22 protein-coding genes are annotated in these 24,080 nt (G+C 62.6%); 9 read left to right on the forward strand and 13 right to left on the reverse strand.

Translation table 11 applies throughout. From position 1 onward, the window contains the following. Window positions 1-20 precede the first annotated feature (20 nt). From BLV27_RS12790 to BLV27_RS12810, 5 genes are all read right to left on the reverse strand, one after another. On the reverse strand, window positions 21-635 hold the full coding sequence (locus tag BLV27_RS12790; protein WP_092646591.1) for a LysE family translocator: 615 nt from the start codon (window positions 633-635) through the stop codon (window positions 21-23). A gap of 100 nt (window positions 636-735) precedes the next feature. Continuing rightward, window positions 736-2,490, reverse strand: coding sequence for an acetolactate synthase 3 large subunit (locus tag BLV27_RS12795; protein WP_092646593.1), 1,755 nt, complete (start codon window positions 2,488-2,490; stop codon window positions 736-738). A 320-nt stretch (window positions 2,491-2,810) separates the two neighbouring features. Then, window positions 2,811-4,226 (reverse strand): TRAP transporter large permease, encoded by a 1,416-nt coding sequence (locus BLV27_RS12800; protein WP_092646595.1) that lies wholly within the window; start codon window positions 4,224-4,226, stop codon window positions 2,811-2,813. Further along, a complete protein-coding gene (locus BLV27_RS12805) occupies window positions 4,226-4,855 on the reverse strand; it encodes a TRAP transporter small permease subunit (RefSeq protein WP_092646597.1) in 630 nt (209 codons plus the stop codon). Before BLV27_RS12805 ends, BLV27_RS12800 begins: the two co-directional genes overlap by 1 nt. 87 nt (window positions 4,856-4,942) lie before the next feature. Next, window positions 4,943-5,953 carry a C4-dicarboxylate TRAP transporter substrate-binding protein gene (locus tag BLV27_RS12810; protein ID WP_092646599.1) on the reverse strand — a complete coding sequence of 337 codons (1,011 nt, stop codon included), beginning with the start codon at window positions 5,951-5,953 and terminating at the stop codon, window positions 4,943-4,945. A 224-nt stretch (window positions 5,954-6,177) separates the two neighbouring features. Between BLV27_RS12810 and BLV27_RS12815 the strand changes: the two genes are divergently transcribed. From BLV27_RS12815 to BLV27_RS12825, 3 genes are read left to right on the forward strand one after another with little or no spacing between them, the layout of a single operon-like run. After that, the gene (locus BLV27_RS12815) at window positions 6,178-6,891 is read left to right on the forward strand and encodes an HpcH/HpaI aldolase family protein (RefSeq protein WP_092646737.1); all 714 of its coding nucleotides are present in this window, start codon (window positions 6,178-6,180) and stop codon (window positions 6,889-6,891) included. Further along, entirely contained in the window at window positions 6,888-7,841 is a 954-nt protein-coding gene (locus BLV27_RS12820) for an aldose epimerase family protein (RefSeq protein ID WP_092646601.1), read from the forward strand. Before BLV27_RS12815 ends, BLV27_RS12820 begins: the two co-directional genes overlap by 4 nt. After that, on the forward strand, window positions 7,838-8,302 hold the full coding sequence (locus BLV27_RS12825; protein ID WP_092646603.1) for a YaiI/YqxD family protein: 465 nt from the start codon (window positions 7,838-7,840) through the stop codon (window positions 8,300-8,302). The genes BLV27_RS12820 and BLV27_RS12825 overlap by 4 nt, the downstream gene beginning before the upstream one ends. A gap of 75 nt (window positions 8,303-8,377) precedes the next feature. Here the strand turns inward: BLV27_RS12825 and trpE are convergent, their stop codons facing one another. The 4 genes from trpE to ssb form a co-directional block, all read right to left on the reverse strand. Beyond that, a complete protein-coding gene (gene trpE / locus BLV27_RS12830; RefSeq protein WP_244504656.1) occupies window positions 8,378-9,880 on the reverse strand; it encodes an anthranilate synthase component I in 1,503 nt (500 codons plus the stop codon). After that, entirely contained in the window at window positions 9,880-11,766 is a 1,887-nt protein-coding gene (locus tag BLV27_RS12835) for a peptidylprolyl isomerase (protein ID WP_092646607.1), read from the reverse strand. Before BLV27_RS12835 ends, trpE begins: the two co-directional genes overlap by 1 nt. 67 nt (window positions 11,767-11,833) lie before the next feature. Further along, window positions 11,834-13,030 (reverse strand): aminotransferase, encoded by a 1,197-nt coding sequence (locus tag BLV27_RS12840; RefSeq protein WP_092646609.1) that lies wholly within the window; start codon window positions 13,028-13,030, stop codon window positions 11,834-11,836. Window positions 13,031-13,204: 174 nt separating this feature from the next. Next, window positions 13,205-13,711, reverse strand: coding sequence for a single-stranded DNA-binding protein (ssb, locus tag BLV27_RS12845; RefSeq protein ID WP_092646611.1), 507 nt, complete (start codon window positions 13,709-13,711; stop codon window positions 13,205-13,207). Between the two features lie 192 nt (window positions 13,712-13,903). Here ssb and BLV27_RS12850 point away from each other — a divergent pair, with 192 nt between their 5' ends. Continuing rightward, on the forward strand, window positions 13,904-14,503 hold the full coding sequence (locus tag BLV27_RS12850; RefSeq protein ID WP_092646613.1) for a lytic transglycosylase domain-containing protein: 600 nt from the start codon (window positions 13,904-13,906) through the stop codon (window positions 14,501-14,503). Between the two features lie 27 nt (window positions 14,504-14,530). On the opposite strand, the gene BLV27_RS12855 is transcribed toward BLV27_RS12850, so the two are convergent. From BLV27_RS12855 to BLV27_RS12865, 3 genes are all read right to left on the reverse strand, one after another. After that, the gene (locus tag BLV27_RS12855; RefSeq protein ID WP_092646615.1) at window positions 14,531-15,169 is read right to left on the reverse strand and encodes a response regulator; all 639 of its coding nucleotides are present in this window, start codon (window positions 15,167-15,169) and stop codon (window positions 14,531-14,533) included. Window positions 15,170-15,628: 459 nt separating this feature from the next. Then, window positions 15,629-17,044 carry a cache domain-containing protein gene (locus BLV27_RS12860; protein ID WP_092646617.1) on the reverse strand — a complete coding sequence of 472 codons (1,416 nt, stop codon included), beginning with the start codon at window positions 17,042-17,044 and terminating at the stop codon, window positions 15,629-15,631. 141 nt (window positions 17,045-17,185) lie between these two features. Continuing rightward, entirely contained in the window at window positions 17,186-17,389 is a 204-nt protein-coding gene (locus BLV27_RS12865; protein WP_092646619.1) for a hypothetical protein, read from the reverse strand. Between the two features lie 372 nt (window positions 17,390-17,761). Here BLV27_RS12865 and BLV27_RS12870 point away from each other — a divergent pair, with 372 nt between their 5' ends. From BLV27_RS12870 to BLV27_RS12890, 5 genes are all read left to right on the forward strand, one after another. After that, on the forward strand, window positions 17,762-18,847 hold the full coding sequence (locus BLV27_RS12870) for a TRAP transporter substrate-binding protein (protein WP_092646621.1): 1,086 nt from the start codon (window positions 17,762-17,764) through the stop codon (window positions 18,845-18,847). 170 nt (window positions 18,848-19,017) lie between these two features. Next, window positions 19,018-20,040: a TRAP transporter small permease subunit gene (locus BLV27_RS12875; RefSeq protein WP_092646623.1), complete on the forward strand. Its 1,023-nt coding sequence runs from the start codon at window positions 19,018-19,020 to the stop codon at window positions 20,038-20,040. A gap of 101 nt (window positions 20,041-20,141) precedes the next feature. Beyond that, the gene (locus BLV27_RS12880; protein WP_092646625.1) at window positions 20,142-22,493 is read left to right on the forward strand and encodes a TRAP transporter large permease; all 2,352 of its coding nucleotides are present in this window, start codon (window positions 20,142-20,144) and stop codon (window positions 22,491-22,493) included. A 248-nt stretch (window positions 22,494-22,741) separates the two neighbouring features. Beyond that, window positions 22,742-23,242 (forward strand): peptidylprolyl isomerase, encoded by a 501-nt coding sequence (locus tag BLV27_RS12885; protein ID WP_092646627.1) that lies wholly within the window; start codon window positions 22,742-22,744, stop codon window positions 23,240-23,242. Beyond that, entirely contained in the window at window positions 23,235-23,786 is a 552-nt protein-coding gene (locus BLV27_RS12890) for a peptidylprolyl isomerase (protein WP_092646629.1), read from the forward strand. The genes BLV27_RS12885 and BLV27_RS12890 overlap by 8 nt, the downstream gene beginning before the upstream one ends. Before the next feature lie 84 nt (window positions 23,787-23,870). Here BLV27_RS12890 and BLV27_RS12895 read toward each other — a convergent pair whose 3' ends face one another. Then, a complete protein-coding gene (locus BLV27_RS12895; protein WP_092646631.1) occupies window positions 23,871-24,080 on the reverse strand; it encodes a hypothetical protein in 210 nt (69 codons plus the stop codon).

The following is a 24,080-nucleotide window of genomic DNA, read 5'->3' on the forward strand; positions in this document are numbered from 1 at the left end:
GGCACGGCTTTGCATTCGCGTCAGCGCGATCCGGTCAGGAGAGCACCGCCGAAAAAGACGAGTGCCGCGCCGAAGGCCCGCTCCATCGATTTCTTCACCGACAAAAGACCGGCGCGGACCGCCGGGGCCGAGAGCAGCAGCGCGACCGTTGCGAACCAGATGACATGGGCCATCGCGATAAAGACACCATACCCCAACTGCGTCATGAGCGGTGTACCGGGCGAGATGACGGTCAGAAACAAAGAGACCACGAAAATCGCCGTCTTGGGGTTCGTCGCGTTGGTCACAAAGCCCCAGAACATGCCCTGTACCGGGGTCATGGCTGTTCGCCCCCCTTCGGGGATGTCGTTGGTTGCGCCGCGAAATGTGCGGATGCCGAGCCAGATAAGGTAGGCACCGCCAAGGGTTTTGGCCACGGTAAAGGCCATGGCCGAGCCGGTAAGCAACACGCCCACGCCGATGATCGCCGCCGCGACGTGGACCGTCAGGCCAAATCCGACACCAAACGCCGTGGCCAGTCCGGTGATCCGGCCCGCGACCAGCGTATTGCGGGATGTAACGATAAAATCGGGGCCGGGCGAGATGACGGCGAGGCAGGTGATGGCAATCACTGCCAGAAACTCGGGGCTTGGCATGGGCGGATCCTTTGTGCGCCTACTGACCATTTGATGCGCCGATCAGCAAGCCAAAACGGGCGCACCGAAGCGCGCCCGTCGAATAGTCATGGGATCGCGATCAGACCAGAACCGACCCTTTGGCGTCGATAACGCCTTGGGTGTCGGCATCGCCCAGCAGCATGTCGTTGTGTGCCTTGCCCGAGGGGATCATGGGGAAGCAGTTTTCATGCTTTTCCACCAGGCAGTCAAAGACCACGGGGCCGTCATAGGCCAACATTTCCTTGATCGCCTCGTCCAGGTCGTCGGGGTCGGAGCAGCGGATACCCTTGGCCCCAAATGCCTCGGCCAGCATGACGAAATCGGGCAGCGACTCGGACCAGCTATGGGAGTAACGCTCTCCATGCAGAAGCTCCTGCCACTGACGGACCATGCCCAGACGCTCGTTGTTGAGGATGAACTGCTTGACCGGAAGGCGGTACTGCGCGGCGGTGCCCATCTCCTGCATGTTCATCAGCCACGACGCCTCTCCGGCGACATTTATGACCAGCGCGTCGGGGTGCGCGACCTGTGTGCCGATAGACGCGGGGAAGCCATAGCCCATCGTCCCGAGACCGCCGGACGTCATCCAGCGGTTCGGATCCTCGAACCCGAGGTATTGCGCGGCCCACATCTGATGCTGACCTACCTCGGTGCAGATGTAGCGGTCGTGATCCTTGGTCAGCGCCTCCAGTCGCGACAGCGCGTACTGCGGCTTGATGATTTTGCCTTCCTGCTTGAATTTCAAGCAATCGACCGCGCGCCAACTCTCGATCTGGCCCCACCATTTCTGGATGGCCCCGGCATTGGTCTTGCGCCCGCGCGCCTTCCAGAGGCGCAACGCGTCTTCCAGCACGTGTCCGACGTCGCCCAGGATCGGGACATCGGCCTTGACCACCTTGTTTATGGACGACGGATCGATATCGATGTGGACCTTGGTCGACTTGGGGCTGAACTCGGCCAACACGCCGGTGATGCGGTCGTCGAAGCGCGCGCCGATGTTGATCATCAGGTCGCACCCGTGCATCGCCATGTTCGCCTCGTAGAGGCCGTGCATCCCCAACATGCCCAGCCACTTGGATCCGGACGCAGGATAGCTGCCCAGACCCATCAGTGTCGAGGTGATCGGGAAGCCGGTCGCGTCCACCAGTTCGCGCAACAACTGGCTGGCTGCAGGGCCGGAATTGATCACGCCGCCGCCGGTATAGAACACCGGACGCTCGGCACGTTCGATCAGGTCGACCAACTGTTCGATGGCCTCCGGGTCGCCCTTGAGGCGGGGTTGGTAGTGCGAGGTCTCGATCTGCTTGGGGCCGGTATAATGGCCGGTGGCAAATTGGATATCCTTGGGGATGTCGATCAGAACCGGGCCGGGGCGACCTGACGTGGCGACATGAAATGCTTCGTGCAGGGCAGGGGACAGCGTATCCGTTTCCTTCACCAACCAGTTGTGCTTGGTGCAGGGGCGCGTAATGCCAACGGTGTCGGCCTCCTGAAAGGCATCGGAGCCGATCATGAACGTGGGCACCTGACCCGACAGGACGACGATCGGAATGCTGTCCATCAGCGCGTCGGTCAGGCCGGTGACGGCGTTCGTCGCGCCTGGGCCGGAGGTCACCAATGCCACGCCGGGCTTGCCTGTCGAGCGAGCATACCCTTCGGCGGCGTGGACGGCTGCCTGTTCGTGACGAACAAGAATGTGCTTGATCTCAGATTGCTGAAAGATCTCGTCATAGATCGGCAGCACTGCCCCGCCGGGATACCCGAAGATCGTGTCGACCCCCTGATCGCGCAGCGCTTTCACCACCATCTGCGCCCCGGTCATCTGTTTGCTCATCTCATCTATCCTTCTTTCGACCCGCCTTCACGAAAAACCCCCGGAGGTTTCAGCTCCGGGGGCACATGGTTACCGTTATGGTTGCTGAATATTCAGCCCATGCACCCTGTTCCGACAATTACGAGAAGCGTGTTCATATCCGTGTCCTTAGAGGTCACCATCCATACCGCGTCAGGCGGGGGGGTCAACAGGCTGTGTGGAGAAAATTGCCCAATTGGCAAGATTAGTTTGCATTTATTGCGCCAGAAGGCCGCAGGAGTCTGTCCTGAAAGAGCGGTAGGAGCCAGTGGCCGGTCATGATCGGACCGGCCACCGAACGATCAAAGCAATCCCGGCAGGAAAAGGACGATCCCCGGAAAGGCCACAAGCACCGCGACCGTAATCACATCCGCCACGAAGAAGGGGGAGGCACCGCGGAACACGTCGGACACCGAGATATCCATCTTCGCATCCTGCGCCACACCCGCCACAACAAAGCAGTTCAGGCCAATGGGCGGCGTTATCAGACAAAGCTCCGCCATCTTGACGACGATGATGCCGAACCAGATCGCCGCCTCATCCTGCGTCATGCCCAGAGAACCCGGCTCGTTCCCGACGCCACCGTTCAGCGCCATCACCGCCGGGAACGTGACCGGCAGCGTCAGGATGAGCATTCCAATCGCATCCATGAACATGCCCAGCACGACATAGGCCAACAGGATTGCCAGCAGGATTGCATACGGCGGATAGTCCAGACCGGTGATAAAATTGGCAAAGGCTTCGGGTAGCTTGGCAAAGCCGAGGTAGCGCACGTAGATAAGCACGCCCCAGATCATCGCGAAGATCATGACCGTCAGCTTGGCGGCCTCCATCAGCGCGCCATGCAACTGCTTCCAGCGCATCCCTTGCCAGAGGGCCATGACAAGGACGACGCCGGCACCCAACGCGCCCGCTTCGGTCGGCGTCGCCCAGCCGAAGTAGATCGAGTAGACGATGATGAAGACCACGAGGAAGATAGGCATCGCACCAGGCAGGGATTCGAACCGCTGCTTCCACGTATAGCCGCCGACCGCGGGGCCCAGCGAAGGCCGCAAGCGGGCAAGGCCGACAACCAAAAGGCCATAGATCAGTGCCGAGACCATACCCGGCAGGAACCCTGCAAGCAGCAGTTTGCCGACGCTTTGCTCTACGATGATCGCATAGATCACCAGGATCGCCGAGGGCGGGATCAGAGATGCCAGCGTGCCGCCGGCCGCCACGACGCCCGCAGCGAAACGCTTGTCATACCCTTCACGCAGCATCTCGGGGATGGCGATGCGTGCGAAGACTGCCGACGTCGCAACCGATGCGCCCGATACGGCGGCAAAGCCCGCGGTCGCGAAGACCGTCGCCACGCCCAGACCGCCCGGCACCCAGCCGACCCAACGTTTCGCCATTTCGAACAGGTAACGCGTCAGGCCTGCATAATATGCCAAGTAACCGATCAGGATGAACGTCGGGATAAGCGAAAGTGCGTATTGCGTGGCCTTGGAGTGCGGGATCTGACCAACAGTCTTCATCGCCGTGATCAGGCCGCGATCAAAGCCCTGTTTCTGCATGAAGAAGAGCGCGAGGCCAAGAAATCCGATGAAGGCGGCGGCAAATGCCACGCGCACGCCGATGATGACAAGCAGCAGCAGCAGACCCGACAGCCAGAGGGACGTGGTGAAAACATCGACGCCGTCCAGCAGCGCCTTCATGTCGATAATGGAATCCATCAATCTGCCCCCGCCACGGTCGCGGCTTCCTTGTTGGCCTGTTCAGCCGGGTCTTCCACGAGCGGGACGGCGACAGGTTTTTCCTCGCCCGTGCGGATGGCCCGCGCGTAGGCCCAGAGTTGGAGTGCAAGCCGCACCCAAAGCAATGCAAAGGCAATCGGAACAGCCAGCTTCGCGGGCCAAATGGGAAGCGCGATGTCGATCGTGCTGTCGGTCGACCAGTTCGGGGCATCGAAGCTGAACGACCGCAGGAAGTGAAACCATGTGCCGTAGATCAGCGCGGTCACCACCAGCAGCATGAAGAGGGTTGAGACGAATTCGAACACCCAGAGCACCCGACCCTTTAGTTTGCCCACCAACAGGTCCATGCGGATATGTCCGCCCTCGCGCTGCACATAGGCCAGACCGAGAAACGCGAAAATCGCCATGAAGGTCTGAGTCCAGTCGATGTATCCGGGCACCGGCGCGTTGAAAAATTTGCGCAAAAGGACGTTCGCGATCGCCAGAACGACAAGCGCAAAGATCGTGATGCCCGACAAAAGGTTGAGGAAGGATTCGACCTTCAGCAATCTCAGGTCGAGCCGCGACAGCACTGTGTCGTCCGTCTGGACGGAGGATGGTGTGGACATCTTGACCCCCGAGGCGCGCCCGCAGGGCCGCCCGTTCTTCTTGCTTTTGGAAAGGGCGGGACCGTATTGGTCCCGCCCGAGCGGGACTTACTGTCCCTTGGCCTTTGCGATCTCGGCGATTGCCAAGTCATAGAGTTCCTGGCCCGGCAGACCGTTGGCATTGGCCTCTTCGATCCAGGTCTGGTGGATGGGCTGCGCGCCCTCGGCCAGCTTGGCGATCTCGGCGGGATCCACCGATACTTTAGCGACGCCCTTCTCGACCAGCGTGGACTCCCAGCCTTCGAGCAGTGCCGCGTAGTTCTCAAGATAGTAGTCGATGCTATCTTCTACGGCCTGATCCAGAATCGCACGGTGCTCTTCCGACAGGTCGTTATAGGCGTCGATATTGACGACGACCGGGCAGTTGACTGTGCCGGGGTTCAGGTTTGCGGTCCACCAGTCCGCGATGTCGAGCGTGCCGAACGACAGGTGCGCGTGCTGTGCGAAGGCAACCGAGTCGACGACGCCGGATTCCATCGCGTTGTATGCCTCGGATGAGGTCACGGAGGTCGGAACGGCCCCCACGCTTTCAAACATGGCACCGATTCCGCCTGTGGCGCGGACGCGCATGCCCTCAAAGCTATCGACGGTGACGCGGGGTTCGCCGGTGCCGACCAGGTTGTACTGTGGCATGGGCGAGGTCATCAGCAATTGCGCGTTCCACTGCGCCATTTCGGCGGCCACGGCGGGGTGGTCATAGACGGCGTGGCTGACGGCGACTTCCTGATCCAGGTTTTCGACGCCCAGGAACGGCAACTCCAGAACGGTGATCGCGCGGTTCTTGTCACGGTGATACCCTGCGCAGAACTGCGCCATCTCGAACGCGCCGATGCTGATGCCATCAAGGTTTTCGGTATTGTTCGACAGGCCGCCATAGCTCACGGCAATGGTGAAATCGCCGCCGGACCGTTCGGCAACCAACTCGGCCAGCTTTTCGACATGCTCGGTGAACGCACGGCGCTTGCCCCAGAGTGAGGCATTCCATTCAACGGCCATGGCCTCGGTGGCGAAGGCAAGCGTCAGCGCGGCGACCGACGCCGTAGTAAGAATCTTCATCATGTGTACTCCCTGTGCGCAGGACTCCCTTCCCGCGTCATTGCGAAATCCTAACAGGCACCCAAAGGTGTTCAACCGCGGAATTGAGTTTCTGCGATTTCGAGCTTCGACAATGGGTTACAAAAGATAGGGGGCAGGGCGGTGCGCCCATGTGCGGAAAACCGCACGGATAGTTGCCCTGTTTGGTACCTTGCCTGCATTGGGCTGCCCGTGGCACGCCCGACGCCATGAACACACTTGGACACAAACTTCTCGCCGGTGCCGTGACGCGCGGCATATGGCAAAACCTGCCGGGGCCGGAGCTGGCGGAACTGGCGGCACGGGCCGGATTCGACTGGATCTGCATAGACGGTGAGCACGGTGGTTGGGATGTGGCCGACATCCGTGCCCGCCTGATCGCGGCTCCCGACGCGGTGGTCCGCGTGCCTGCGAACGAGGATTGGCTGCTCAAGCAGGCGCTGGACCTGGGCGCGAATACGGTCCTCGTTCCCATGGTCGACACCCCGGAAGATGCTGTTCGTGCCGTCTCCGCCTGTCGCTATCCGCCCGAGGGCGTGCGCGGTATGGGGGCGTTCGTGGCGCGGGCGGCAATGTACTCGCTGGACCCCGGCTATGTCGCGCGCGCGAATTCAGAGGTGTCGGTCTGGGTGCAGGCCGAAAGCCGTACCGCGCTGGAGAACCTTGAGGCGATCTGCGCGGTGCCGGGCGTGGACTGCGTGTTTCTCGGCCCCGCCGATCTTGCCGCCGATATGGGAACGGATGCGTACGACGCAGCAGTTCATGCCGCTCTGGAAGATGCCATCGCCCGTATTGCCGCGTGCGGTATTCCGCCGGGCATCTTCGCCGCCGACCCCGAGCGCTGGATCGCGGCGGGGGCACGGGTCGTTTCGATGGGGTCGGATGCGATGGTTCTGGCGCAGGGGCTGCGGTCGCTGGCGTGATCCTGCATGCGCGCGGTATTCTGGCCGAGTGGGAGGCAAGCTGCGGTCACTTGCCTCGGCTGGAGATCGGGGGTGCATCCGTCCTTTGGGCCGCCCCGTGGCGCGACGATCCGGCGGTGCAGTCGGACACGGCGATTCCGGTGGTTGACCGGCGGCTGGGCGGCACATTCACCTGCGCGCCCTTCGGACAGGACGATCTGGACGGTGGCCCGCCGCATGGGTTGGCGGCGAACGCACCGTGGCAGGTGACGCGCAGCAGCCCGTCCAGCGTCAGTGCAACGCGGCGGATCGGGCGGGGACATCTGACTGCGCGGATTGCCGTGAGGCACGATCACCCGGTTCTTTATCAGACGCATACGCTGGACCTCGACCGGCGTTGCACCTTTGCGCACCACCCCATCATCCATGCCGCTGCCGGCGCGTGGCTGAGTGCGAACGCACGGGCAATCCTGACGTTCGACGCCGAAGCGCCGTTTCTGCTTCAGGGACGGCGTCTGACAAAGCTGCCGACGGAAATCCCCACGGGGCCACACGAAGACTTTGCAACGCTGACCGGTGCGACGGGACTGGGCTGGACCGCGCTGGCGCGACTGGCAGAAGGCGACACAATCGTCACGCTGCGGCAGACGGATCAGCTTCCTGTTACAAACCTCTGGTTTTCAGATGGTGCGCGCGGGGGGATGTGGCGGAACGCGCGTGGGCTGATCGGGGTCGAGGGCGCGATCTGCGCCGGGGCCGAGGGGTTCGCCGCCGCCTTGTCCGACAATCGGGTCGCAGCCGACGGTGTGCCGACGGCCCTGCCGCCCGGTCGCCATGTCATCCCACATGCGATCGTGCGGATAGCGGGGTGTCATCGCATCAGCGGCGTGGTGCTTGCCCCCGGTGCGCTGCGCCTTCAAACCGGGGTCGAAACTCTGACCGTGCCCTTTGACGAGACACACTTCGCATGACCCGCATCAACCTGATCCTGATCGACGCCGACGCCTGTCCGGTTAAATCCGAAATCATCGAGGCGGCGCTTCGTCGGAACATTCAGGCGATTTTTGTTGCCGCAACCTACCTTCGCCTGACCGAGCATCCGCTCGTCAAAATATTCGCGGCAGGCGACAAGTTCGACGCCGCCGACGACGCTATCGCTGAAGTGGCAAGGCCCGGGTCGGTCACGATCACCGCCGATATCCTGTTGGCCGAAAGAGTACTGAAGTCCGGCGGGGCGGCATTGGACCCGCGAGGACGGGAATACACTGAAACCTCGATCGGGGAGACGGTCGCCAGCCGCAACCTGATGCACGAACTTCGTCCGGGGATGGAGGGCATGACCGGCGGGCAGGGCGGGGGACAGGCCCCGTTTGGCTCGAAAGACCGCGCTGCTTTCAAGAATGCGTTGGATCGCGTGCTGTCGCGAAAATGACGGAACTGGCGGAGAGGTCCGGGGGTCTCACAGCCCCGGACCCCCGTGGAGTATTTATAAAGCAAGGAAGGCGGGTTAGCGGTTGCCCTGTGTGACGAAGCGGCCCGCCTCCTGCGCGGCCATCTTCAGGGCGCGGGATTTGTTGACGGTTTCCTGCCACTCGGCCTCGGGGTCGCTGTCGTAGACCACGCCACCGCCCGCCTGAACGTAGAGCTTGCCGTCCTTCACCACGCCGGTGCGGAGCGCGATGCACATGTCCATGTCGCCACCGGCTGAGAAGTAGCCGACGCCACCGCCATAGACGCCGCGCTTTTCCGGTTCCAGTTCGTCGATGATTTCCATCGCGCGGACTTTGGGGGCCCCGGACACCGTGCCTGCGGGCAGACCGGACAACAGGGCCGACAGCGCGTCGTGGTCCGCCGAAAGCTCACCGACGACGTTCGACACGATATGCATGACGTGGCTGTAGCGTTCGATCACGAATTTTTCGGTCGGGCGCACGGTGCCGATGCGGGATACCTTGGCCGTATCGTTGCGCCCCAAGTCGAGCAGCATCAGGTGTTCGGCCAGTTCCTTCTTGTCCGACAGCAGGTCCTCCTCCAGCGCGAGATCTTCGGCCGGGGTCTTGCCGCGCGGGCGGGTACCCGCGATCGGGCGGATGGTCACTTCGTTGCCGAATACGCGGACAAGGATTTCGGGGCTGGCCCCGACGATCTGAAAATCGCCCATGTCGAAGTGGAACATGAACGGCGACGGATTGGTGCGGCGCAGCGCGCGGTAGAGCGAAAAGGGTGGCAACGGAAAATCGTAGGTCCAGCGTTGGGACGGCACGACTTGAAAGATATCGCCGGCGGTTATGTAGTCCCGCGCGATCTCTACGGCCTTTTTGTAGTCGTCCTTAGTGAAGTTCGACACAGGTTCAGACAGGTCGAACGGCTCTGCCATGTCGTGCGGCGTGGGCACCGCGCGGCTGAGCGCGGCCAGCGCGTCCTGCAAGCGTTCGGCGGCCTGCGCGTAGGCGGCGCGGGCAGTAGTTGCCCCGGCGCGCCAGCTCGGCGCGACCAGAATCACCTCGCCCTTCACCCCGTCAAGGACCGCGACGACCGAGGGCCGCATCAGCACCGCATCGGGCAGCTCCAACTTGTCGGGATTCACGTCGGGCAGGTGTTCAACCAACCGGATCATGTCGTAGCCCAGATAGCCAAACAGGCCCGCGCTGGCGGCGGGCAGGCCGTCGGGCAGCGCGATGCGGGATTCGTCGAGCAGCGCCCGGATCGCGTCGAGCGGCGCACCTGCGTCTTCCCAAGAGCTCGGGTCATAGCGTGCAGCGCGGTTCACGCGGCTGGTGGTGCCGTGGCATTCCCAGATCAGGTCGGGTTTCATGCCGACGATGGAATAGCGGCCCCGCACCTCGCCCCCTGTGACAGATTCCAGCACGAAGGAGTGCGGCTGAGCCTCAGCCAGCTTGAGCATCAGGGACACCGGTGTGTCGAGGTCGGCGGGCAGGCGGATCCAGAGCACTTGGTTCTCGCCCTGGTCGAACGCCGCTTGGAAGGCGGAGAAGTCGGGCGCGATCATCAGCCGGCCCCGCCCAACTGAACCTGGATCTGTTGCACGGCCTGCTGGTTCACCGTGAAGCCCGCGGAGTTGCGGATTGCCTGACCATAACCATCGAAGATGTCGGCGGCGATGCCGTTGCCGGCCTGCTGTTCAACGGCAGCGCGGACGTCTGCGGCCTGGCCCGCGTCGAGGTCGGGCACATTCACGGCGTCAATGCTGACGATGTAGGCGCGCTGATCGTCGCCCTCGACCGCAAGGGTCGTGCCTTCCTCGGCCTCGAAGATTTCGCGCACCAGCGATGCGGGCGTGCCCTCCAACGTGGCATCACGGGCCAGTCTGGTGATTGCTTCGGATTGCGCGGCTGCGGCAAGGGCGTCATTCTCGGCAATCGCGGCAGCGCGTTCGGTCAGCTGTCGCGTGAGGGTCTGCGTACGCCAAGCGGCCTCGACCTCGGCCTGCACCTCGGCAAGGGGTGGCACGGTTGGCGCGATGATCTCGTCCAGGCGAAGGGCGAACAGCCCGCCGTCGGACAGGGTTTCCAACGTGGGAAAATCGCCGATCTGCGCCGTGCGGGCGAAGCTTCGAAATGCGTCATAGGCGGCGATGTCCGCTCCCTGTTCGGTGCTCCCTGCGTCCCAGCGGATGGTGTCGACGGTCATGTCGGTCTCGGCGGCCAATTCCTCCAGCGTAGCACCACCGGCAAGCAGGTCGTCCATCATTTCGCGTTCGGCGTCGATTCGACGGCGCGCGGTATCGATGCCGACTTCTGCGGCCAGGTCATCGCGTGCATCTTCGAACGGCACTTCGGTCGCATTCAGGATGGCGTTCACGCGGTAGAGGGCCGGGCCCAGCGAAGTTTCCAAGGGTCCGACGATGCCGGGCTCTTCCAGAGCGAAGAGCGCGTCGGCAATTGTCTTGTCCACGTCCGATCGGGCGATTTCGCCTTGGTCCAAATCGTCCAGCGTAAGGCCACGTTCCTCCACGAAAGCATCGAAAGTCGTCTCGTTTGCCTCGATCGCGGCAAGGGCGGCCTCGGCTGCGGCGTTATCGGCAAATGCCAGACGTTCGGCCAGAACACGAGCGGGCTGGCTGTAGTCGTCAATGCGGTCTTCATAGGCTTGGCGCAGTTGTGCGTCGTCGATCTCGATTGTCTCGACGATCTGGTCCGGGGTGACCCACGCGTAGGTGATCTGGCGCAACTCCGGTGTCTCGAAAAGTGTGGGGTTCTCGTCGTAGAATTTCTGGATCTGGTCCTGTGTCGGAGCCAGCGCGCCGCCGGGCAGGTCGGCAACGGTGACCGGGGTGAGGGTCACGTCGCGGGTTTCAGCGACATAGCGGGTCAGCGTATCGACATAGACGGCGGGGGCCTCGGTGCCGCCGACGACGGCGGCCTGGAGCAGTTCGCGCGCAATTTCGTCGCGGATCTGCTCTTCGTAAGCGCGTTCCGTCAGGCCTGCGCGGTCGAGGGCAAAGGCATATCCCTCCCGGTCAAACCCGCCGGAGACGCCGCCAAAGGCAGGGTTTTCGCGGATACGGCGGGCGATCTCGGCGTCGCCGATGGACAGACCCACGCGGTCGGCCTCCTCCTTCAGCGCGGCGTCGGCAAGCAGGCGCTCCATCACGCGGCGATCAAGGCCGAGGGCCTGCATCTGGGACATCGTCAGGCGTTGGCCGAATTGCTGACCGACGCGGGCTTGCTCTGCCTGGATCGCATCTGCGTATTCCTGAACCGTAATATCGCGATCACCGACACTGGCGACGGTCGATAGGCTGCTGCCGAAGCCGCCAACACCAAAGCCGCCCATTGCCAGGATCAGCAGGCCGAGGATCACCCAGACAATGGCGTTCGTCTTCTTCTTCCTGCGGCGTGTTTCTTCGGCCATCTGGCTGCCCCCCGAATTCATCGAGCCGTTGATAGGGCGGGCGCGGGGCAGGGGCAAGCAGGTGCGGCGCGCTGCCCCGAAGGCAGCGTCAGAGGCCGGATCGCGTCACCTCGTCCAAGCGCTCGAACAGGGTGGCGATTCCAGGCAGATCGGCATTGGCAAAGGCGATACGAAGCGTGGCTTCGGCGCGCCCGGTTCCGCCCTGCGTGCGCAGGGGGCCGAACATTGTGCCCGGCAGCACCAGGAGTGACGCGCGTTCGACCAGCGCCTTGGCGACTTGGTCGGAGGGCATGTCGAAGGGGTGCGAAGTGTACGCGAAATAGGCCCCGCAGCCCAGAAGCCCCCAGTCGTTTCGCCCTGCGAAGCCTGCGTCCATCGCGGCTCGGCGGCGCAGGATTTCCTGTCGTTCCCCCGCCAGCCAGTCGCCCAGATTCTCCATTCCCCAGAGGGCAGCGCGTTGTCCCAATCCAGTTGGGCAAATCGCGACCGAATCGAGCCATTTCTCCACCTCGGCCAGCCGCTGCGGCGAGGCGACGATTGCGCCGACGCGATGTCCCGTCAGGCGGTACGCCTTGGAGAACGAGTAGAGCTGTATCAGCGTGTCGCCCCAGTCGGGGTCGGAAAACAGGTCATGCGGTGCGCCGTCGACGGCATGGAAATCGCGGTAGGTCTCGTCCACGATCAGGGCGATATTCCGCGCCCGGCACAGGTCGCGGAATTCGGCCAGCAGCGCAGGCGGATATTCGACCCCGCCCGGATTGTTCGGGCTGACCAGGACGATGGCGCGGGTGCGCCCGTCGATCAGGTGTGCTGCCGCCTGCGGGTCAGGCAGCAGGCTGTCGTCGGTATCAACGGTGCGCGCTTCGATCCCGTTCATGTCGAGCCACATTTTGTGATTAAAGTAATATGGGATCGGCAGGATCACATTGTCCCCGTCCCGCGCCAGGGTGGAGACGGCGGCCGAGAAGGCCTGATTACACCCCGACGTGATCGCAACCTGATCGGCGTTGACCTGTCCGCCGTAGTCCTTGGCCCAGTCGTCGGCGACACGGGCGCGCAGCTCGGGCAGGCCAAGCACGGCACCGTACATATGCGCCGCCGGTTCGGTCAGCACGATCTCGGCCATGGCCCGGCGCATCGGTTCGGGCGGCGGATCGGCGGGGGCCGCCTGGCTGAGATTCAGCAGCGGGCGCTCCGCTGGGAAGGTCGCCCCCTCGATCCAGCGGCGTGCCTCCATCACCGGGGGCGGGAAGGTGGCGACGAGATGGGGGTTGAACGTGGACATGAGGGACCTCTGAAACTTGCGCGATCACGGGTAGCGGGCGCGTCGCGTCGCTGCAATCGCTCGGGGCTGTGTCGATGTGGCAGGTCGGCTATTCGCATATTCATGAAGCACTGGTGCTGGAAAGCAAAACGGCCCCCGGATCGGAGGCCGCTGTTGTCGTGACTTGATCGGGGATCAGAACGGAATTTCGTCGTCCATGTCAGATGACCCGCCGCCGTAGCCGCCGCCGTGATTTCCGCCGCCCTGGTTGCCACCACCCTGATTTCCGCCACGGTCATCGTAACCGCCGCCACCGCCATAGCCGCCATCCCTACCGCCGCCGCCCTCGTTGCGGCCATCTAGCATGGTGAGCGTGCTTCCGAAGTTCCGCAGGACGACTTCCGTCGAATACTTGTCCTGCCCCGACTGGTCCTGCCATTTGCGGGTTTCCAGCTGCCCCTCGATATACACCTTGGAGCCTTTCCTTAGATATTGCTCCGCGATCCGAACCAAACCTTCGGAGAAGATGGCCACGCTGTGCCACTCCGTCTTCTCTTTGCGCTCCCCGCTGGCCTTGTCGCGCCACGTTTCGGATGTGGCGATCCGCAGGTTGCAGACCTTGCCCCCGTTCGCGAAGCTGCGCACTTCGGGATCACGCCCCAGGTTGCCGATGATGATCACCTTGTTCACGCTTCCGGCCATGCCGCTGTCCCCCGTCTGATCGAATCTAAACCCCGCCTTTTGACCACCGTTAAGTCTAAAGGTCCATTGCCCCCGGAGGATTGCGGTGGGTCGAAGGCTTTCATTCAAGGCAAGATTGCGCTAGGGTCGGAATGCTCGAACGCATCCGGCTACAGGGGCGACGGGCCGACTTGGGACAGTCAGGGGGTTTATGTGTTTCGTTTTGCCACGATCGCCGTCACTTCGGTGATATTCTTTGGAGTGACCGCCGCGGAGGCGCAGACCCTTTCCACCCGGTCCCGCAATGACCTCTTCTCCAACCAGACCGCGCTGATCGACAACCGTTTGGCATCGCAATACGCCCATTCCAAACGCCTGATCCCCACGGCCCCCACGCCCGTCCGCGTGCCCGGGGCCGAGACAATCCCGCGATACGACGGCAGCCAGCGATCAGCCTGGATCGATACCGCCCGCGCGGCTGCCCGGCGCAATGGCGTTCCGGAAGACCTATTCCTACGTCTGGTGCGGCAGGAGTCGGGCTGGAACCCGAATGCACGATCGCACAAGGGCGCGATGGGACTGGCGCAGTTGATGCCGGGCACCGCGCGCGGTCTGGGTGTCGACCCGCGCAACCCCGCGCAGAATTTGGACGGGGGGGCACGCTATTTGGCGATGCAATACCGCACATTCGGCAGCTGGCGCCTTGCCCTGGCCGCGTACAATGCGGGCCCCGGAGCGGTCGAACGGCACGGTGGCATCCCGCCCTACCGCGAGACCCGGAATTACGTTCGCATCATCATGGGCCGCAGCTAGGCGTTCTCGAGCGCTTATGCGGCGAGTTTAAGGCCTCAGGCCCGTGCCTTGGAGCACACCATGTTCCATCGCGTAGCGCGTCAGGCCGGCGGTAGTAGCGATGCCCAGCTTGCGCTTAAGGTTCTTGCGGTGCGTCTCGACCGTACGGACCGAAATATCCAGCTCACCCGCAACCTGCTTGTTCGATTGCCCCTGCGCCAGCAGCAGCAGGATCGTCTGTTCACGAGACGTCAGCGGTTCCGATCCGTCAGCGGTCGGCACAAGGGTGGTTTCGGCTCCGGGGCAGAGATAGCGCTCGCCGGCCATGACGGTGTCGATGGCGCGACGAATCTCCTCGGTCGGCTGGTCTTTGAGGCAATATCCATTGGCCCCGTGGCGCAGTGCCGTGGCCACGTATTCGGGGGAATCGTGCATCGACAGGATCAGGATCGCAATCTGCGGAAGGGCGTCCCGCAGGATTTCAGTCGCGGCAAGGCCGTTCATTTCGGGCATGTTTAGATCCAGAAGGATCACGTCAGGGTCCAGTTCGGCGGCTTGTTCGATAGCGGCGCGCCCGTTGCTGACAGTTCCGACCACGGTCAGATCATCGTAGGTTTCAAGAAGCGCGCGGATGCCATCGGCCACCATTGGGTGATCGTCGACGATCATAACGCGAATGATAGCCATGAAACCGCTCCGCGCCTGTGTGCCTCGGGATGACATGCGTTCGGGATAGGCGAGCACGTGCGCTGGGGCAAGGGGATCACCCCGCTATCCCCCGTGTGCCGACGGCGTGCATTCAGCCACGCGGATCAGGGTTCGACCAAGGACGACGGATTCAATGATCGTCGTTTCGGGGACACGGTTTCCTTTGTGCGCCGAAATTCTTTGAGAGGCCTTCGGATTCCACGGCGTCACAGCGGGCGGCCGGAAATTTCCAAGTCGAGTTGAGCCGAATTGGATTACCCGAATTTGGAAACCAGGTACGCGCACTTGGACGTGGAGTACTCCCAAGCCGCGTTCGCCAGTTGAGCAGACGGATGCTCAAGATCCGCTTGGGCATCGTAGACGGGCCGACTCCCTGCGGGGCGTCTTTCTCAATCGGGACAGAGTTTCATGCGTGGACCTGCATGGAAGGCCGAAGAGCTATTCGGCGGCCTGCGGCAGGGTCGGGCCGCCGGACTTCGTGCCGGGCATCAGCAGGTGGGTCAGGGGGACGCTGGCCTCGATAATCGTGCCGCGCCCGGCGGGACCGGCCTTGACGGTCAGGGTGCCGTCCAACTGCTCAATCCGTTCTGCCATGTTGCGCAGGCCCATACCGGTGCCGACCGCCTCTTCGGGTATGCCGCGGCCGTCGTCTTCGATGCGCAAGGTGGCCCCGTGCCGGTGGCCGAACACTCGGACTGAAACGGTGCTGGCCCCGGCGTGGCGCTCGATATTGGTCAATGCCTCTTGAGCGATGCGGAAAAGCGCGGTCTTGGCGTCGATGTCCAGCCGATTGCGGAAGACGACTGTCTGGAACTTCACGGTCAGTCCGGTGCGCGCTTCGAAGGCTTCGCAGAGCGATTTCAGTGCTGGGCCAAGACCGAGGTCGTCCAACACACCGGGGCGAAGATCGTGACTGATGCGGCGCACTTCGCCAAGGGCACCCTGCAATCCGGTGATCGCGCCATCGACAGCCGCTTCGGCCTTGGAGTCGCCTATCGCGGTCATGCGGCGCGCCAATTCCAGTTTGTAGCGGACGCCGACCAGCATCTGGCTGATGGAATCGTGAAGCTCGCGCGCGATGCGACCGCGTTCTTCCTCCTGTGTGTCCAGAACGCGCTGCGTCAGTTGCTTCAGCTTGGCATCGGCCAGACGGCGTTCGCGGACGGTGATAAGAAACCCGCTTGCAAAGACCAACAGCAGCGCCCCGAGGGCGATAGCCCCGATCCAGCGAAACTGCTCGGTCACGCGGCTGCGCACGTCGGTGCGCGCGGCGTCCCCCTGGGCCAGCACATCGTCGAGCCAGACGCCTGTGCCGATGGCCCATTGCCAATCCTGCAAGCCGATGACGTAGGTCAGGATCGTCGCTTCCTGACCCGTAGATGGCTTGCGCCATTCGAAGCTGTGGTAGCCGGTGCCTTGCCGCGCCTGGTCGATAAGCGTGTCGGTGACGGAGGTGCCGTTGGCGTCCGTCATACCCGACCAGTTGCGTCCGATCAGCCAGGTTTGGCGCGGTGCCACCAGGTTGTTGCCGTCGTAATCGTAGACGAAAAAGAACCCATCGGTGCCATAGACCATCGCCGAAAGAATCTGCGTGACCCGCAGCTTGGCAGCCTCGTCGTCGGGGGCCGCGTTGCCGTAGATCGTGATGAAGGAGGTTCGCGCCAGTTGCAGGTAATTGCGCAGCTCGCGACGTTTGGCGTCGATCATCGTCTGTTCCAGCGCCGCAATTTCCTGCCGCGCGGTCCGTTCCGATTGGACGGCGACCAGAATCGCAATCGCGCTGATCGCAAGGATCAGCGGCAGCGTGGCCAGCAGGAAAAGCGATTGGCCATACGAGGGGCGGAGCAGACGCATGCCTGACCTAAGCGCAGACGCGGCGCAGGGGCAACTGGGCTGTCCCGAAGGTCAGACGCAAATGCCGCCCCGGCCCCGGCAGTGGCATGGAGCCGAACCGCGTCGCGCGCCTTCGAAAAGCGTAAAGGATCCGAGCGCCTGTTACTTGGACCAGTTCTGCATCACGTCGTCTGTCTGCGGGGTCGGGTCATCCAGCAGGTATTCGGAGAACGCGGACCAGAGCGCCTTGACCTTGGCGCTCGTCTCATCGGTGACTTCTCCGATGTCCGTGGTCGAGACAACGTAGCCGGTTCCAGTGTCATCGTTGAAGACGTTGAGAAACATCTGCTGGCCCGGCAGGGCCATGATCTTGTCGCGAAGGGAATCCGCGATCTTCGTCGCTGCGGCCTAGTTTCATCCGGTAGGGTGTGACGCGAGCAAACATTGTACAATTCTAAATATCTGGACGCGGTCGGTCCGCGTCCATCCCCCCCCGCTCGTGATCGTCCGGGACAAGTCATTCTAGCATATTTACCCGACTTCCTAGGAAATATCGCGTCGTGACAAATGCAACAGCCGGTCCCGTACATCGCCGCCGTCGCAGTCGGGTCTGCTGCCGTCTACGGGTTTTCCGGTATTTGACACCGCCGCCACCGCCCCTATCGTCCGGCCACGCTTCGCAAGGGGCATGTCGCTTCACCGGGAGGGTGGGCGATACAGAATATATGGGAGGGTTTAATGGACCGTCGTTCATTCCTTAAGAATTCCACACTTGGTGGTGCCGCCACCGTTGGTGCCGCCGCTCTGGCCGCGCCCGCTTACGCGCAGGGCAAGCGCACTCTGACCATGGTAACCACCTGGGGCCGCGGCCTGGCCGGTGTGCACGACAGCGCGCAGCGCGTCGCCGACAGCATCACCGCCATGTCCGATGGCGACCTGACCGTCGATTTGAAGGCCGCCGGCGAACTGGTCGGCGCATTCGAGGTTTTCGACGCCGTCACGTCCGGCCAGGCCGACATGTACCACGGTGCCGATTACTACTTCGTGGGCCAGCATCCGGCCTATGCCTACTTCACCGCAGTGCCCTTCGGCATGACGGCGCAAGAACTGGCCAACTGGTACTACCACGCCGGTGGCATGGAACTCCATGACGAGTTGGGTTCGATATTCGGCCTGAAGTCTTTCCTGGGCGGCAACACCGGCGCGCAGGCCGGTGGCTGGTTCCGTAACCCCGTTTCCGGCCCCGAGGATTTCCAGGGTCTGAAGTTCCGCATGCCGGGTCTTGGCGGCCAGGCACTGGGCAAGATGGGTGCCTCGGTCCAAAACCTGCCGGGCTCCGAAGTCTACCAGGCGCTTGCCTCGGGTGCGATCGACGGCACAGAGTGGATTGGCCCCTGGGCGGACGAGAAGGCTGGTTTCCAAGAGATCACCAAGACCTACTACACCGCTGGTTTCCACGAGCCGGGTGCCGGTCTTTCGGTCGCCACGAACCGCGACGTGTTCGAGGACCTGTCGCCGGCGCATCAGAAGATGATCGAGATCGCTTCCGGCGAAGGGCACCAGTGGAACCTAGCGCAATTCCTCACCAACAACGGTACCGCGCTGCAGCGTCTGCAGGCCGGTGGTGTTCAGCTGGCCGAGTTCCCGGAGAGCGTCTGGGATGCGATGGGGGCGGCGTCCATGGCTGTCACCGAAGAGAACATGTACGATGAACTGTTCGCCAAGGTCCACAACTCGGCGACGGAAAGCATGCGCGCTTCGTCAAACTGGCTCACTCGTTCGGAAGGGGCTTACCGCGCCCAACGCGACCGCGTGATGGGGTAAAGCGCTTGGGGAAGGGGCCGTGGTCCCTTTCCCGGCGCTTGCGGTGCGGCCAGGTCGACGCCTAAAAGCGTGTAGCCGGTCGACTTAAATCGACGAAATAACCGACCCGTCCGGCTTTGCGCCGGTCGGGTCAGACGCGGACCTGAGGGTCGCGATACCGGGGGGTATCCATGGAAAACGAAGCCGCACCGCTCTGGCCCTATGAAAACGGGCTGCAGGCGTTTCTTGAAAAACTTCAGGGTAATTCCCCCGTGCCCGAAGGCACCGAAGCCGAGGCTATGGGCTTAGTGTCCGGTCTTCTGGGGGCGTTGGGCTATCTGATCGGTAATGTTCTGGAGGCGTTCTACAACGTCTTCTACGCCGTCTCGCACCCGTCCATGTGGCTCGATTGGAGCGACAAGGAAGCGGTCATGCGCTTTGTGTACTACGGGGCCAGCGAGGAGCTGTTCTTCGTCATTTTCACTACTCTGGCGGCGGTCACGATCGGCATTGGCCTGTCTCGTGGCTTTGGGTGGGGCGTCGTGCGCGGGTCGGAATTTGTGCTGAACTGGACGGGCCGGATCGCCGCCTGGGCCGGTTTTCTTATGGTGATGCAGCAAATACTTATCGTCTTCCTGCAACGCATTTTCCGCGTTTCGGAAATTAGCGCCGGCCCCTTCGGCACCGTCTTCACCCGTGATCTGTCGTGGTATTCGGAAGAGCTTAAGCTCTACAATGCGATCATCGTTTGCCTTTGCGTGGCCTGGACCTTCATCCAGGGCGGGCACGTGCGCGTCGATCTCGTCTATTCCGCCGTTGGACATCGCACTAAGCGGATCATCGACATGGTTGGCAGCATCGTGTTCATGATGCCCGCCCTTATCCTGATCTGGCTCTATAGCTGGTTCTTCCTTTGGCGCAGCTTGATTACACCCGCCACGTCCGCGTCGGATGGTTTGGACCGGTTGTTGCTCAAGTCCCGCGCGATGCGCTGGAATGTGGAGACAATCGGGTTCAGTCCAAACGGTTTCGACGCATACTTCCTGTTCAAGATCTTGATCCTGCTCTTCGTGGCGACCGCCTTTGCGCAGGCCTACGTTTTCTTCTGGCGCAGCTGGCTGGAAATGAGGGAGGGCGAGCTGAGCGCCGGCCGCTATCACGACAAGGACATATTGGGCGACGAAGACGCCGAATTGGCCGCCAACATTCACTGACCTGAAGGTCGGGCAATGCAGGGGCCGAACGGTCCGACGACAAGCGGGGCGGAATGCCCCCCACGACACAAGGGCGCGCCGGGCGCGCAGGGAGAGACGAGATGCTTTTCGGATTGGACGGGGTCGAAATCGGCCTGATCATCGTCTTCCTGTGCCTGTTCGGCGGGATCATGTCGGGTTTCCCGGTGGCCTTTGCCATCGCTGGTGCGGGCACAATCAGTTTCGCCATCATCGCCGCGCTTGATTCTGCGGGGATCCTGATCCACCAGACGATCGATACGGGCAGTGCCGAGTATGCGGCCCTCGTTGCCGAGGGCGTGGCGCGCGAAAGTATCTCTGTCTTCAGGTATCCCGAATTGCCGCGCGAAGCCGTTGCCCTGTTCCCGCAGGGATGGGAAACCGCGCTTGATCGCAACATCGGCTTTATCGTCAACCGCATGAACGAGCGTGTGATCGCCGGTGCTTCTATTGAGACCCTGCTGGCCGTGCTGATGTTCGTGATGATGGGCATCACGTTGGAGCGCTCCAAGATCGCGAACGACCTTTTGACCACGATGGCGCGCGTCTTCGGCCCGCTGCCGGGCGGCTTGGCCGTTTCGATCGTGATCGTGGGGGCCTTCCTTGCTGCTTCCACCGGTATCGTCGGCGCGACCGTTGTGACCATGGGCCTGCTGGCCTTGCCCACGATGTTGCGCAACAACTACTCACCGGAGCTTGCGACGGGCGTGATCGCCGCCTCGGGTACGCTGGGCCAGATCATTCCGCCCTCGATCGTGATCGTTCTGCTGGGGACGCTGGCGGGAGATATCTATTCCACTGCGCAGGAAAACCGTGCCGCCGCCGTCGGCTGTTCAGATGCTCTGACCTACCTGGGCGAACCGGCGGTCGTTTCGGTCGGCACTCTGTTCCAGGCGGCGCTGCTGCCGGGTATCTTTCTCGCATTCCTTTATGGGGCCTATGCCTTCGGCTTTGCGCTTCTGAATCCATCGAAGGCACCCGCGGTGCAGTTGGGCGACGGGCAAGTTTCGACAACGACCAAGCGGGATGCCTTGACCTGGCTCGTGGCGGTTCCCGTGGCCCTGGTCATCGGGGGGATCGTTCTCGGCATGGTCGGGGTCATCGGTACACAGGATGTGGCCGTAAGCACGTACAGCGAGGCGGGTGAGGCGTCGTCGCTGCGGACCAATGTCTCCCAGATGTGCCAGGCGGCCATGATCGAGTTGCACGGGCAGGGCGCATGGGACGCGGCCATCGCGCAGCAGGCTGCGATCGACGCCTCGGGCGGTGCACAGCTGGCCCGCGAGTTGACTGCGGAGGAGTTGATCGAAGCCCGTAACCTCGCCGTTTCAGTGGCCGCGCCCATCGGCACCGGCATCGCCATACTGTTCATCGGCATGGGAATGGTTCTGGCTGCCGCGCAGGGTATCAACCCACTGGCCGACGAGAAGCCTTTGCTGATCGGGGCCGGCGGCGTCGTCCTTGCCTTCGTGATCGACGCGTTGCTGATCACGCCCACGACTTCCGCTGGGACGACGTTCGTCCTTATGGCCGTGCCGCTTGCGATCACGCTGGTTGGCGTCTGGCCCGCGTTCAAGCGTTTGGCGCAGAACGATCTGATCCGGGTCGTCTTTCCGCCCTTGGTTCTGATCGTGGCTGTTCTTGGTTCCATCCTTGGGGGCATCACCAACCCGACGCCCGCCGCGGCCTTGGGGGCCGGCGGCGCAATCATGTTGGCCGCCTACCGCAAACTGCAAGAAGAAGGGCGCGCGGGTACGCCGATCCTGCTGGCCTCGCTCGCCATCGTGGTGATGCTGCTTTTTGGGGTGAACTTTGACCTTCGAACCGGCCTCGATACGACAACGGTCGCCGACTGGATCGCCCTGCTCATCGCGCAGGCGGCCTTTCACGGGGCGTTCCTCGGCCTTCTTTTTGCCAGTTGGGTTCTGTTGCGGTCGGGCGTCCTGGGGCCGGTCGTGCGGGAAACGGCCAAGGTAACGTCGATGGTCTTTACCATCTTGATCGGCTCGCAGTTGCTGAACCTTGTGCTGATCTCCTTTGGGGGGGAGCATTACATCCAGCAGTTCCTGCAAAGCTTCGACAGCGAGCTGAAGGTGTTCCTGATCGTCATGCTGGTCCTGTTCATCCTGGGCTTCGTCCTGGATTTCCTGGAGATCATTTACATCGTCATTCCGATTGTCGGTCCTGTTATTTACGGCGGCACCTTCGATCCGAAATGGGTTACGATCATGATTGCCGTGAACCTGCAGACGTCGTTCCTGACGCCGCCCTTCGGGTTCGCGCTGTTTTATCTGCGGGGCGTCGCTCCGGCGGAGGTGACAACCCGGCACATCTATCGTGGTGTCGTTCCCTTTGTCATGATCCAAGGGCTTGGCTTGGCGATTCTGTGGATGTTCCCGTCGATCGTGACGATCGTGCCGAATCTTTTACCCTAAAGGTGATTTCCTGATCGGACCGGCTCTTTCAGGGGCCGGCTGGTGCCTGCGTTGCTGATTGGCCTTTGGGCAATGGGGGCTTTCCTGCGTCCAGCGGGGTGAATGCTGGCGCACGAAACGGTGTTGGCACGTGTCAGGACGCGCGGGCCCAGGCATGTTCGGGCCTGACGCGGGGAATGAAATACATCGGCTTTCATATCCCGTGTCGCCGCATTAATGTCGCGCGGACTCAACACCAGGAGGCTCTGATGGCCGACATCAAAGATCCCGAAAATACCATTATCATCGAACTAAAGGACGGCTTGGTCCATATCGAGTTGCTGCCCGACGTGGCCCCCGGCCATTGCGCGCGGATGAAGGAATTGGCCCGTGAAGGTGCCTACGACGACGTCGTCTTTCACCGCGTGATCGAGGGCTTCATGGCCCAGACCGGCGACGTAGAACATGGCAAGGGCGGTGGCAACACATCGCGCGCCGGCACCGGCGGCTCGGACAAGCCGGACCTGAAGGCGGAGTTCTCTGGCGTGCCGCACGATCGCGGAACGCTTGGCGCGGCGCGATCGGCCAGCCCCGATTCGGCCAACTCGCAATTCTTCATCAACTTCGGCGACAACCATTTCCTGAACCGCCAGTATACTGTCTATGGTCGCGTGATCGAGGGGATGGAGCACGTGGACAAGATCGCCCGTGGCGAGCCGCCCGCAAATCCCGACAAGATGATCTCGGTGAAAGTCGCCGCCGATGCGTAAGACGCTCGCATCGATCGTCCTGGTCGCGCTTGCCGGTCAGGCCGGCGCGACTGGGCTGGAAATCGACGTCACCGGCGAGGCAAACGGCACCATCACCATCGACTTGCTGGAAGACGTGGCCCCGGGTCACGTCGACCAGATCACCGCACTGGCCGAGGCGGGAGCCTATGACGGCGTCGTCTTTCACCGCGTTATCGACGGGTTCATGGCCCAGACCGGCGATGTTCAGCATGGGCGCGTCGGCGGTGACATGTCGCTGGCTGGGACGGGGGCGAGCGATCGTCCCGACCTGCAGGCAGAATTCTCGGATGTTTCGTTCGAGCAAGGCGTGGTCGGCATGGCCCGGTCGTCGAACCCGAATTCGGCCAACAGCCAGTTCTTCATCATGTTCGGACCCGCGCCGCACCTGAACGGGCAGTATACGGTCGTTGGCCGCGTCACGGGCGGGCAGGACGTTGTCGACAGCATCAAGCGTGGAGAAGGTCGCAATGGCGCGGTCGTCGGCGCGCCGGACGTAATGTCGGACGTGCGCGTCACCGACTGATCTCGTCAACAGACAAAGCATAAGGCCGCCCTGAGAGGCGGCCTTTTTCATGATTCGATGAAGCGGATCAATCGCTGCTAGGTTCTACTCCGTGGCTGCGGCGCTTTCGGTGATTGTGACATCGCCGTCGGTCTGCACTGCGGCTCCGGTCGACATGTTTTCTTCGGGCGAGACGATGAAGAACAGATAGGCGATCAGGAGTATGCCTACGAACACCACGCCAGCCGCGATACCAATGATCGGGCCGAAGTGGTTTTTCGCTTGTTTCTCAAGATTTGTGTCGGGGGCGCTCAT

Origin of the sequence: Jannaschia faecimaris (genome assembly GCF_900107415.1) — a bacterium.
In the GTDB taxonomy this organism is placed as follows: Bacteria; Pseudomonadota; Alphaproteobacteria; order Rhodobacterales; family Rhodobacteraceae; genus Jannaschia; species Jannaschia faecimaris.